Source organism: Anaerosolibacter sp. (assembly GCF_029240175.1).
Lineage (GTDB): Bacteria > Bacillota > Clostridia > Peptostreptococcales > Thermotaleaceae > Anaerosolibacter.
In genome coordinates this window covers 16,332-29,470 of record NZ_JARBTM010000018.1, presented here as the reverse complement: position 1 = coordinate 29,470, position 13,139 = coordinate 16,332, and the positions used below count along the sequence as shown (strand labels likewise).

Annotated in this window: 11 protein-coding genes; 2 read left to right on the top strand and 9 right to left on the bottom strand. The window is 36.5% G+C overall.

Features of this window, described 5'->3' with window-relative positions; genetic code table 11:
• Positions 1–355 precede the first annotated feature (355 nt).
• Complete coding sequence (locus K0R93_RS14040; protein WP_300302495.1) at positions 356–1,492, top strand: tyrosine-type recombinase/integrase; 1,137 nt, start codon at positions 356–358, stop codon at positions 1,490–1,492.
• A gap of 38 nt (positions 1,493–1,530) precedes the next feature.
• Here K0R93_RS14040 and yneA read toward each other — a convergent pair whose 3' ends face one another.
• Positions 1,531–1,833 carry a cell division suppressor protein YneA gene (yneA, locus tag K0R93_RS14035; RefSeq protein ID WP_300302493.1) on the bottom strand — a complete coding sequence of 101 codons (303 nt, stop codon included), beginning with the start codon at positions 1,831–1,833 and terminating at the stop codon, positions 1,531–1,533.
• Between the two features lie 154 nt (positions 1,834–1,987).
• Here yneA and lexA point away from each other — a divergent pair, with 154 nt between their 5' ends.
• A complete protein-coding gene (gene lexA, locus K0R93_RS14030) occupies positions 1,988–2,605 on the top strand; it encodes a transcriptional repressor LexA (protein ID WP_300302491.1) in 618 nt (205 codons plus the stop codon).
• Positions 2,606–2,709: 104 nt separating this feature from the next.
• Here the strand turns inward: lexA and K0R93_RS14025 are convergent, their stop codons facing one another.
• From K0R93_RS14025 to miaB, 8 genes are all read right to left on the bottom strand, one after another.
• Complete coding sequence (locus K0R93_RS14025; protein WP_300302488.1) at positions 2,710–4,008, bottom strand: methionine gamma-lyase family protein; 1,299 nt, start codon at positions 4,006–4,008, stop codon at positions 2,710–2,712.
• An 80-nt stretch (positions 4,009–4,088) separates the two neighbouring features.
• Positions 4,089–4,712 (bottom strand): GTPase, encoded by a 624-nt coding sequence (locus K0R93_RS14020; RefSeq protein ID WP_300302486.1) that lies wholly within the window; start codon positions 4,710–4,712, stop codon positions 4,089–4,091.
• Entirely contained in the window at positions 4,712–5,662 is a 951-nt protein-coding gene (locus K0R93_RS14015) for an AAA family ATPase (protein WP_300302484.1), read from the bottom strand. The genes K0R93_RS14020 and K0R93_RS14015 overlap by 1 nt, the downstream gene beginning before the upstream one ends.
• Before the next feature lie 97 nt (positions 5,663–5,759).
• Positions 5,760–6,005, bottom strand: a complete 246-nt coding sequence (gene hfq, locus K0R93_RS14010; RefSeq protein ID WP_300302482.1) for an RNA chaperone Hfq — start codon at positions 6,003–6,005, stop codon at positions 5,760–5,762.
• Between the two features lie 44 nt (positions 6,006–6,049).
• The gene (gene miaA, locus K0R93_RS14005; protein ID WP_300302480.1) at positions 6,050–6,991 is read right to left on the bottom strand and encodes a tRNA (adenosine(37)-N6)-dimethylallyltransferase MiaA; all 942 of its coding nucleotides are present in this window, start codon (positions 6,989–6,991) and stop codon (positions 6,050–6,052) included.
• A gap of 12 nt (positions 6,992–7,003) precedes the next feature.
• Positions 7,004–8,866 (bottom strand): DNA mismatch repair endonuclease MutL, encoded by a 1,863-nt coding sequence (gene mutL, locus K0R93_RS14000; RefSeq protein ID WP_300302478.1) that lies wholly within the window; start codon positions 8,864–8,866, stop codon positions 7,004–7,006.
• A 9-nt stretch (positions 8,867–8,875) separates the two neighbouring features.
• Positions 8,876–11,500: a DNA mismatch repair protein MutS gene (mutS, locus tag K0R93_RS13995; protein WP_300302475.1), complete on the bottom strand. Its 2,625-nt coding sequence runs from the start codon at positions 11,498–11,500 to the stop codon at positions 8,876–8,878.
• Between the two features lie 81 nt (positions 11,501–11,581).
• The gene (miaB, locus tag K0R93_RS13990; RefSeq protein ID WP_300302473.1) at positions 11,582–13,018 is read right to left on the bottom strand and encodes a tRNA (N6-isopentenyl adenosine(37)-C2)-methylthiotransferase MiaB; all 1,437 of its coding nucleotides are present in this window, start codon (positions 13,016–13,018) and stop codon (positions 11,582–11,584) included.
• Between the last annotated feature and the right edge of the window lie 121 nt (positions 13,019–13,139).

Below are 13,139 nucleotides of genomic sequence, written 5' to 3'. Positions count from 1 at the left end.
TTATCTTGATATTCATTAAGGATTCATGGCTCCCATTATAGAATCTAAGTTATGGAGCATATTTAATAGTATAATTGTCGTACTGCATTTATTTTGATGGGCTACGCTTGGTAAATAATAATTATATCCATCCATTGCTGACCAAAGACAACCTCTTTCTTTTGAAGCTCCCTATAGATACGTTTCATCCAGCCAATTGCTGTGTATTTTATCACTCCTTTATACTCTTTCGCGTTGAAAACAAAAGTAGATTTGACAGGATACAATTTTCAAAGTATACTTTCCTTTAAAAGATGCTTTATCATGTTAGTAACGTTTATTTATGCTTATTATTTTCAGTGTGGGAGTGACAACTATGGCTAAAAAAATGATTAAAATACATAATAAGTCTGATAAACCGAATAATATCGTACAAAAAGAAAATGAGATCGTAGAAAAATGTATTGAATTAGAAAATGCATTGCCAAGCTTCATGAGTGATTTCTTTCTCTACTTAAAATCGGGTGTAGCTCTAACCACGAGGTTTGCATATTTACAGGATATACACTTCTTCTGTAAGTATCTTGTGAATGAAAAAAAGATTACCCAGGCCATGGATACACCCGATATTTCCCTAGAAGAATTTGCACAGCTAAAGGCTAGAGATATCAATCGTTTTATAGGTGAGTTCTGTACCCGTTATACCGTGGAAAAACAAGATTCTATTACAGTGATGGAGAATCATAATCGTTCCTTGGCAAGAAAAAAGTCATCTTTGGCAGTATTATTTAAATACTTATATAGAGATGAGTTAATCACTGAAAATATAACAGATGGCTTTAACCCCATAAGGCTTCCAAAGCCACAGCCCGATGCAATAAAACGGTTAGAGGTCGATGAAGTGGCTATATTATTGGATGCTGTTGAAAAAGGCGAAGGTCTTACAGAAAAAGAATTGGCGTATTGGGAAAAAACAAAACGAAGAGATAAAGCAATTCTACTACTTTTTGTTACTTATGGATTAAGGCTAAAAGAGCTTCAACAGCTTAATATAAGCTCTTTTAATTTTGGTAGAGGTGATTTTAAGATCTATAGAAAACGCGGTAAAGAGGTCAGCATGCCTTTAAATAAGTCTGTTGAAAAGGTTATAAAGGAATATATAGAAAAGGAACGCCCTGATGAGGCTTATATTCTGGAAGAAAATAAAGACGCACTATTTCTTTCCCTACAGAAAACAAGAATGACAGAAAGGGCAATACGAGAGCTCGTTAAAAAGTATACCTCCATTGCACTAGGAACCACAAAGGATCATGGGTATAGTCCCCATAAACTACGGGCCACGGCAGCAACGTCATTAATACAATATGGATTTTCCATATATGATGTACAGAACTTGCTGGATCATGATAATGTTACTACCACACAACTATATGCTGCCCATAAAAAGAATGTTAAGAGAGAAATCGTGAATAATTTTGAATGGTTAGATGAATATGATAAAAATAATAAATAGCCCGTTTTAGGGCTATTTATTATTTTTATGTAGTAAAATTATTCTTGAACAGGGATCCGAATAATCTGTCCAGGATAAATATCTGGTGTTGATAAATGATTTAACTGACTAATCTCATATATAGTTTTTCTTACATCTTTATTATTTGGCGTGTATTGTTTCGCTAAACCCCAAAGTGTATCTCCAGATTTTACACACATTTCATAATACTGCTGCTCTACTGCCCCCTCAGCAATATTTAATTTTAATAGAAGACTGCAGCCTAAGCTGATAATCATAGCCAATATTAGAACTGATAGTGAAAACCTACTTTTATTTGCAATATACAATTTCTTTCTCATAATACACGCCTCCCAAACAAGTGTTCTTTTTCTTTATTTTACCAGAACAAACGTTCTGTGTAAACAGTTTTTTTGAAAAAATACGAACAGGTGTTTGATATTTCTTTGACTCTATGCTATAATGAAGAAAAATACAGGTTGTGAGGTGCTATCAATGATTTACGATATAACAGATCAACAACAAAAAATACTTGAATATATAAAAGCTGAAGTTTATTCAAAGGGATATCCTCCTTCTGTTCGTGAAATATGTGAAGCTGTAGGATTAAAATCAACCTCTACTGTTCATGGTCATTTGGCAAAGCTCGAAAAAAATGGCTTTATCCGAAGAGATCCCACAAAGCCAAGAGCCATTGAATTATTGGATAGTGATGGAAGCAATTTAATAAGCAAAAAAGAAATCGTCGAGATTCCTGTTCTTGGGAAAGTCACTGCTGGTCAACCTATCTTAGCAATAGAGAATATTGAAGATTCCTTCCCAGTCCCCATGGATTTCGTTGACAATAGCAATCATTTTATGTTACGGATCAAAGGTGAAAGTATGATTGAAGCAGGCATTCTTGATGGAGACTATGTTTTGGTAAAACAACAGCAAATTGCTAAAAATGGTGAGATTGTTGTTGCACTTATCGAAGATGAAGCAACTGTGAAAAGATTTTATAAAGAAAAGGATCATTTCCGGCTACAACCAGAAAATCCATATATGGAACCAATCCTTGTTCCAGATGTGAAGATTTTAGGTTTAGTAAAAGGTGTATTCAGAAAACTATAAAATACGGATATATAAAAAAGTACCTGGAGCTACAGGTACTTTTTCCTTTTACGACTAATTGAGTTTACGTAATTTGATTATGTAAACTCAATGACGGTAAATAATTAAATTGTTTGGATACATCCATTATCAAGCAACGATTGTAAAGCTTTTAATGATCCGAATTTAGCATGCTCGTATGTTAATCCCCCTTGATAATATACAATGTATGGCTCTTTGATAGGTGCATCTGCACTCAATTCTATTGAAGAACCTTGAACAAAGGCGCCAGCAGCCATGATCACAGGAGCGTCATATCCTGGCATATCCCATGGCTCAGGTCGAACAAAAGAATCTACCGGCGCTGCACCTTGAATACCCTGACAAAAGGCAATAACTGCTTCAGCACTCCCTAGTTTAATGGACTGGATAATGTCACTTCGTATATCATTATACTTAGGAGACACCTCATATCCAAGTTCTTCAAACAACCTAGCACAAAAAATTGAACCTTTTATGGCTTCACAGACTACATGGGGCGCAATAAATAAACCATGGAACATATTACGAGTCATGCCAAAAGTCAAACCAACCTCTTTTCCCAATCCCGGTGAAGTTAATCGATAGGAGACTAGTTTAATAAGCTCTTTTTTGCCTACGATATACCCACCTGTCAAGGCTAAGCCTCCACCTGGGTTTTTTATCAATGAGCCGGCCATAATGTCAACGCCTACTTCGGTAGGCTCAAGCCGCTCTAAAAACTCTCCATAGCAATTATCTACCATGCATAAAATGGAAGGGTTAACTGCCTTCACAACTTCAACAATCTCCTTGATATTTTCTATAGTTAAAGCTTTTCTCCAACTATAGCCTGTAGACCTTTGAATAAACACCATTTTCGTTTTTTCGGAAATACTGTTACGTAAACCTTTCAAATCGACGCTGCCATTCGAAGTGAAATCAATCTGTTTATACGTAACACCGAAATCCCTTAAAGAACCACTATTGCTTTCGCCTCTAATTCCAATTACTTCTTCCAAGGTATCATAGGGTTTGCCTGTTGCAGATATTAATTCGTCTCCTGGCCTAAGTATTCCTGTTAAACAGAGGGTAAGCGCATGGGTACCAGAGACAATCGTGGGCCTAACGATGGCATCTTCCGTGTTAAAAAGCTTAGCGTATACTTCCTCTATGGCATCCCTGCCAGGATCATTGTAGCCATAACCTGTATGCCAATTGAAATGCATATCACTTATTCTACACGCTTGCATTGCATGCAGAACCTTATATTGATTGTACTCACGGGTGCCTTCAAGGCTTCTGAAAGCGTCTCTTATTTTCTCTTCTACTTCTATTCCCTTGTTAATTACTTCATCCTGTATACAGAAAACATTATGTAGTAACTCACGGGTAGTTTTTTCCATATAGATCATCACCTTCTTTTGTCATTCTTTTGTATTTTAACACATATCAAAAGGATAATCAATTTGAGTAAACGATCATTCTAGACATACTTTGATTTAAACCGGCAATATGCTTTTATCTCATTAAACCCCTGGCCACTAAGGGTGGAAATCGGTATAATCGTATGCTGGGGATAATCTAGTTGTAATTGAGCAAGCTTTGTTCTGCTATCAAGCAAATCAATTTTATTGGCCAGAATGACATATGCTTGGTGAGAAAGGCCATATTGGGTTAACTGTATGTCAGTACAGCCAAAGCCATTCATGGTGTTATTAGGCTCTGCGGCATAGCTATTGATATCAATCATATGTAGAATAATGTCACATTCATAAAGGGCAGCCAATGTTTGGACCATTCCCCTCCTAATACTTACATCACCATGGATTCCTTCGGTTAAACCTGTGCCATCCACGAGCTGCAGTTTCATATTTCCTTTTAAGAGAGGAAGATTCAGATTTATCGATTGTAGATACTGTGTTTTGAAGGGCTTGCTTGCGCATAGGGACTTAATTGCTTCTTCAAATGTATAAAGCTTATGTATCCGATCACCATTGAGAAGGTTTTGTTCTACAAGGAACTCCTTTAATCCTAGATACTTGCTGAATAGGATAAAGAAGAGTGTTTTTCCTACATGGGGCTTACCGATAATGAGACATTTTTTCATCAAAGATCCCCCTCGGTAATATCTTCACCACGAATTGTAATCAGGTCATCCTTAGAAACCGATGAAACTTTCTGCAATCTTACTGCTTGTTTGCGAATGGCTCTTTCTATAATATTACGAACCAATCTTGCATTTCCACTAAGTACACGATCTTCCAATCTTTTTTTAGTAACAATTTTGGCAAGCTTTGCCTTTGCAGACATAGATAGCTTATATTCTCTTTTTTCAACCATTAATTCTCCAATTTGAATTAAATCATCCAACTCATAATCAGGAAAATCTATATGAATTGGAAAGCGGGATTTCAGACCAGGATTGCTTTTTAAAAAAATCTCCATTTCATCATGATAACCAGCAAGAATAAGTATAAGATTATCTTTATAGTCCTCCATCCCTTTTACCAAGGCGTCTATAGCCTCTTTTCCAAAATCTTTTTCACCACCTCTTGCAAGGGAATATGCTTCGTCAATAAAAAGGATGCCGCCAATAGCTTTACGAATATGATCTCTTACTTTCACAGCAGTATGGCCTATATATTCGCCCACTAGGTCTGCTCGCTCAACTTCAATTAGATGCCCTTTTTCAAGAACACCCATTTCTAAAAAAATTTTTCCCAAAAGTCTAGCAACAGTTGTTTTGCCTGTTCCTGGATTGCCCTTGAAGATCATATGCATAACCAGAGAATCCGTTAGCAGCTGTTCATCCCTTCTCTTCTTTTGAATATCTATATAGGCATAGACCTCTCTAACAAACTTTTTAATCATCTCTAAACCCACCATCTGATCCAGCTCCTTGATTAAAGCCTCAAGAGTTTCTCCTTTATTTCTGTCATCTACAATCGATTTACTATTCGTGGTAATTTTCTGGATTGCATCTTCTGTACTAATTCTGCCATTTTCAAATCGAGTTAGTATCCTGCTGAACTCATTATAAGGATTCATCAATTTCATCTCTATCACCTCAAATTGGTTACTATAACATCATATGCAAAGAAAACAAAAAAAAAGACGACCAAAATGTCGTCTTTTTTAATTATTTATTCTAATTTTATTCTTCTTCTTGTTTTTTGCTTGCAGAAGCAAAATTAACTGGCTTTACAGGTGTGATCGTAGAAATTGCATGCTTATAGATGAGATGCTGTTTGCCATCACTTTCCAATACAATGGTATAACTATCAAATCCCTTTACCATTCCCTTAATCTGAAAACCATTTACCAAATATATCGTTATATGAACATGTTCCTTTCTAACTTGATTCAGAAAAACATCTTGCAAATTAATTGTGGCTTTCATATATAACCCCTCCTATTTAATCAAACTCTGATTACTAAATTATTCTATATTAAGTGTAATTTTCCTTCTACATATTGAATAATGTTATGTACCAAAGCATCTTTTGTTTCATACTGATTGATATCGAACCATTTTATCTTTTCATATCGTCGGAACCAGGTTAGTTGTCTCTTGGCATATCTGCGTGTATCTCTCTTTAAGATTTCTATGGCTTCTTCCAAAGTATAAGTCCCCTTAAGATAACCGATAATCTCCTTATATCCTAAGCCCTTCATGGAGATATTATGCTCATCAAGGCCCAAGGACATGAGATGATTAACTTCATCAATCAGACCATTTTCAATGAGTAAATCTACTCTTTGATTTATTCGATCATAGAGCTGTTGTCGATCTCGAATTAATCCGATGAGTACATAATCGTATTCTGGGTTTTCAACAAAAGTATTCTTGAAATCATGAATTTTATTCCCGTTTTCATAATATACCTCTAGCGCACGAATAACACGCTTTACATTGTTAAAATGTATTCTATCAGCAGCTTCTGGATCCACTTGCCTAAGCTTACTGTGTAAAGCTTCATTTCCATATGCCTCAGCGTCTTCCTCCAGCTGCTTTCTTAAGCTCCAATTAGATGCCGTACTCGTGAAGTCCATTTGATAGATGATGGCGTTTACATATAAGCCCGTGCCGCCAACGATAATGGGCAATTTGTGCTTATCATTGATTTGACGAATATACTCTTTTGCTTTATGCTGAAAATCTGAAACAGAAAAATTTTCCCTTGGGTCAATTTCATCCATGAGGTAATGAGGGATTCCTTCCTGTTCGGTAAGGCTGGGTTTAGCACTGCCAATATCTAGATGCTTATAGACCTGTATAGAATCAGCAGATATAATTTCTCCATTTAACTTTTTTGCAACAGCAATAGATGTATCGGTTTTGCCCACAGCAGTAGGTCCGACAATAATTAAAAGAGGCTTTTTCATATGCTCCCTCCCTTAAACCCTTTTAAATTTTTTTTCAATTTCGTATTTGGTCATCGATATGATGATTGGTCTGCCATGGGGACAAGTATACGGATTTTCTAATGTTTCAAGCCGCTTAAGCAGTTCGTTCATTTCTGTGACATCTAGCTTATCTTTGGCTTTAATAGCTTCTTTACAGGCCATGGCAATAAGTTTATCTATTTTATAATCAGTAACTGCCGTATGATCATTAATGAGATGATCTACAATTTCCTGAAAAAAGCCTTTCGCTTCAGGTTCTCCCAAAATCATTGGGACAGATCGAATGAGTACTGTATGCTGACCGAAATCTTCAACCTCAAAACCAAACTGAATAAGCAAGTCAATGTTATCCATGACAGCAGACCATTCAGCAAAGGTCAGTTCAACAACTGTAGGAACCAGCAAATGTTGGATCATAACAGAACGTGATCTGAATTTATTTAGCATCCATTCAAATATAACGCGTTCATGGGCAGCATGTTGGTCAATTAAATATAAAGCCTCGTTATATTCGCCCACAAGGTATGTGTGAAACAGCTGACCAATAATCCTTATTTGGCTAATGTTTATATCATTGAATAAAGAATTTTGATTGATATTATCATTGGTAGTTACTACTGGAGTAGGTGGTACAGAAGTTTTAAATACTACTTGTTCTTCATGAACCATAGGAATTATATGGTTTTGTTCAACCTTATTATTTGTAACAATAGGGAATTTATCCTTCATATCTTCTAGCCTGGGTTCGTATTTCTTTTCTCTTTCAGGATGGTTTCTATTCACTGATGGCAAGACTTCGATAACCATATTTGAAAGCTTTTCCTTTGGTTTCGTTGTTTGTAGAGAGACTTCAGGAATCAAATTCTGGCGATACAGAGCTTCTTTGATACAGCGTGTAATGAATGACTTTAGTATTTCTTCATTGCTAAATTTGATTTCTAGCTTTGTAGGATGTATGTTAACATCCACTAATTCTGGAGGCATCGTTAGATATAGAAAACAAATTGGGTATTTATTAATTGGAAGAAGTGTTCTGTAGGCCTCCTCAACACAGCTTTGTAGTAACAAACTTTTTATATAACGACCATTAATGAAAAAGGATTGAAGTTGTCTATTCCCTCGGTGAAAGGAGGGTTTTGCAACAAAGGCATGAAGCACTATTTTCTCATGGTTTTTTTCAAAGTGATAGATATTCTTCGCTAATTCTTTTCCATAAATGCTGACAATATTATGAATCACATTACCATTCCCCGAAGTTGAAAAAACAATATTATTGTTATTAATGAATCTTATTGCAATATTTGGATGGGCCATAGCTAGTCTACTAACAACATCATTAATATAAGCCGTTTCGGTAGAATCTGATTTCATAAATTTTAAACGGGCAGGTGTATTATAGAACAAATTTTTAATAATAAATGTAGTGCCCCTTGTCGTACCTATTCTATTACTAGAGATAATTCTCCCGCTATGAAGCTCAAGGGCGGTACCACTATCTTGGCTATCTGTTTTTGTGATAAGTTCTATTTGAGATACAGAAGAGATACTAGCTAAGGCTTCACCTCTAAACCCTAAGGATAAGATGGTATTTAGATCATCAATATTTCGCAGCTTACTGGTGGCATGACGTTCAAATGCCAGCGTTATATCTGCCTCATCTATACCGGAGCCATTATCAGTAACCCTTATAAATGTTTTACCACCCTCTCGGATCTCTACAACGATAGATGTAGACTTGGCATCGATAGCATTTTCAACCAACTCCTTAACAACAGATGCTGGACGATCTACTACTTCACCTGCTGCAATTTTATTGGCCGTAAGGGGATCTAATTTTAATATACGATTATTCATGACATCACCTTAACTCTTCATCATATTTATTAGCTTATACAGTCGATTCATTGCTTCCATTGGCGTAATATTGATAATATCGATACTTTTAAGTTCCTTTAGAATATCCTCATGAGGATTTGAAAACATGGTTAGCTGATATTGTTCATCTTTCTTCTTTGCTGGCTTGGTAGTATCTTTGGTTTGTTTAGAGCGATTGATATCATTCACTTCAAGCTCTCTGAGTATTTCTTTGGCACGAGTGATTACAGCATCAGTAATCCCTGCCAATTTTGCCACTTGAATACCGTAACTTTGGTCAGCACCTCCGGGTATAATCCGCCGAAGGAAAATTATATCATCGCCATGTTCTTTTACAGAGATACAGTAATTGTTTACACCTTCAAGAATGCCTTCCAGCTCAGTTAACTCATGATAATGCGTAGCAAACAGGGTTCGCGCACCAAGATTCTGATGATTACTTATGTATTCAACAACGGCCCAAGCAATACTCAATCCATCGTATGTACTAGTTCCCCGGCCGATTTCATCTAAAATAATTAAACTTTTAGAGGTGGCATTGTTTAAGATATTTGCCAATTCACTCATTTCAACCATAAACGTACTTTGCCCTTGGGAAAGGTCATCGGAAGCGCCTACCCTAGTAAATATCCTATCAACCATGCCAATAAAAGCTTGATCTGCTGGAACAAAACAACCGATTTGCGCCATTAAGACGATCAATGCAACTTGGCGCATATAGGTAGATTTTCCTGCCATATTAGGGCCAGTAATTATTGCAAAACGATTTTCATCTGTATCAAGCAGCGTATCGTTCGGAACAAATGAAGCAAAGGACATTGACCGCTCTACAACAGGATGACGGCCATTGACGATTTCCAGACGATTATCTTCAGAGATCATAGGCTTAACATAGCCTGATTTATCGCTCACTTCAGCAAAGGATAAAAGCGCATCCAGCTGAGCCAAGGCTAAGGCCGTAATCTGTATTCTCTCTGTATGTTGGCTGATCACATTTCTAATCTGAAGAAATACCTGATATTCAAGTTCCACAATCTTCTCTTCAGCACCTAAAATTTTAGACTCAATCTCTTTAAGCTCAGGGATAATATAACGCTCTGCATTTGCAAGGGTTTGCTTACGTTCATAATGGCTAGGAACAAGGCCAATGTTAGACTTTGTAATCTCTATATAATAACCAAAGACTTTATTATAACTAATCTTTAGAGATTTAATACCAGTGTTTTTCCTCTCTTGGTGCTCAAGATTCGTGATCCACGTTTTCCCATTAGTGATTGCCTCTCGAAGGGAAGCAATTTCTGGATGATAGGAGTCCTTAATAAGACCGCCCTCCTTTATCCCTAGAGGAGGATTCTCAATAATAGCACTGTGAATGAGGTGATGAATATCTTCTAGGGCATCAATCTGACGTGAAATATCCTTTAATCCTTCAGTATGAATCCCATTCAAAATATTTTTTATTTCTGGCAGTACGCCAAGAGAAAGCTTTAGTGCAATCAAATCCCTTCCATTGGCGTTCCCATAGGATATTCTTCCAGCCAAACGCTCTAAATCATAGACTTGATTTAGCAATTCCTTAAAATCCTCTCGAAGGATAATGTTGCTTTTCATCTCATCTACAGCTGCCAATCTTGTGTTAATAGCTTCTATATCTCGAAGTGGTTCTTCAACCCATCTTCTAAGCATCCTAGCACCCATGGCAGTGGAGGTCCGATCTAAAACCCAAAGAAGAGATCCTTTTTTCACTTTATCTCTCATGGTTTCCGTCAGTTCTAAATTTCTTCTGGTAAATTTATCTAAAACCATATACTGCTCAGAAGCATAAAATCTTACATGATTCATATGATCTAAAGTATTTTTCTGAGTTTGCTGTAAATATTCCAATAAAGCGCCAGTAGCTGAAATACTGGCATGTTTATCTATCAATCCAAGACCATCTAATGTTAGGATTTTATAATGATCTTTAATTCTCTTTTCTGCAAATTTATCTTCAAATGCCCAGCTATCAAATACATATATATTGGTAGATAAAAAGCTTTTGATCATATCTTCTATGGACACACCGTTATATTCGGTATCATTCATAATAATTTCTTTTGGATTTACCTTAGCGAGCTCATCTAATAAGTTAGCAGTAGCCTTTGTGCCAAAAAATTCAGTTGTTCTAATTTCTCCGGTAGAAATATCTGCAAAGGCAACGCCAATTCCTGATTTTCCAAAAAAGATGGACATGATATAGTTATTCTCTTTCTCTGGCAGTAGATGAGGATCAATCAGTGTACCTGGCGTAATCACCCGCACTACATCTCGCTTTACGATGCCCTTAGCAGCTGAAGGGTCTTCTACCTGTTCACAAATTGCAACTTTATAGCCTTTTTCTATGAGTCTAGCGATATAATTATCAGCAGCGTGATAGGGAACCCCGCACATAGGCGCCCGCTCTGGAAGCCCACAATCACGGCCTGTTAAAGTAATCTCTAGTTCTCTTGCCGCCGTAAGTGCATCTTCAAAAAACATCTCGTAGAAATCTCCTAAACGAAAAAATAAAATACTATCTTTATAGGATTCTTTAAGAGCTAGATATTGTCGCATCATTGGAGTTAGGTTCTCCATTTTTCATCCCCCTAACAACTTGTCTTAAATTCATTATATCATAAATTGATAAAACCAAGGAAATCCTTGGTTTTATCAATGTTAAATGGAGTCAATGTGAATGCCGTTTAAGCTAAATGTTTTAGGATCAGTGATTCTTACGTGAACAACATTACCGATACTATCCTTTGGACCCGTGAAGTTTACCAGCTTACTTGTCCTTGTTCTACCCATCAACTTGCTGCTATCAGACTTACTTTCACCTTCTACGAGCACTTCAACGATCTGGTCCTGTAAAAGGGCATTTTTTCTTCCTACAATGCCATTTAAAGTATCTAGAAGTTTATTGAAACGTTCATGCTTAATGTCATCTGGAACTTGTTCTTCATATTTTGCTGCTGGAGTTCCCTCTCGAACTGAATACAAAAACGTGAAAGCAGCATCATATTCTACTTGTTGGATTAAATCAAGGGTTTCTAAAAAGTCCTCTTCTGTTTCGCCGGGAAATCCTACGATAATGTCTGTTGTTATGGCTATATTAGGAATTGCTTGACGTAAACGATGAACCAAGTCCAAATACTGCTCCTTCGTATAGTGACGATTCATTTTCTTTAAAATTGCTGTGCTGCCTGACTGAACTGGAAGATGTATATGCTCACATAAGGTTCTGCAATCCCTTAAAGCTTCGATTAATCTAGGCGAAAGGTCCTTTGGATGAGACGTCATAAAACGAACCCGCTCTAACCCAGGAATTTTATCAATTTCAAATAGTAAGTCAGCAAACTCCATGGGGAAGTCTAAGGTTTTTCCATAAGAGTTGACATTTTGACCCAATAAGGTTACTTCTTTGGTACCCGCAGCGACCAATGCTTGAATTTCACGAATAATATCTTTAGGCATTCTGCTTCTTTCCCTACCTCGTGTATAAGGAACGATACAATAGGTACAGAAATTATTGCAACCATACATAATATTAACGTAGGTTTTTAATTCGTACTTCCGAATTACTGGTACGCCTTCTATAATTTCGCCTTCTTCTTCCCATACTTCCACAAGCATACTATCTGCTTGTTTACAGTTTGCAAGGAGTTGTGGAAAGTTATGAAGATTATGGGTGCCAAATACTAAATCGACATGTGTATACTTTCTTTTTATTTCGTCAACAACATGAGCCTGCTGCATCATACATCCGCACACTGCAATGATCATGTCTGGCCGCACTTTTTTTAATGCTTTGAGATGGCCTAAGTTCCCATACACCTTTAACTCTGCATTTTCACGAACACAGCAGGTGTTATAAATCACCAAGGTTGCATTATCGATAGATGTCGTTTCTACATACCCCATCTTGTCTAACATGCCGGCTAACTTTTCAGAATCATGTTCATTCATTTGACAGCCATAGGTTACAATGTGATATAGCTTTTGTTTACCTGTAGATGCGAGATACTCATCACTTTCTTGACGTAGTTCATTTATGTAAATTTGTTGTTTTAATAGATCATCGGTAGAAATTTCAACTTGTTTTCTCTTGCTCAAAAAAAACGCCTCCTGTATTCAGCATAGTACATTAGTATTGTTACACAATCTAAAGGTTATTATATCAAATCTAGTATAAAAAAAGAAGAAATTATACAGAGGAAATGTAAAACATTCCAAC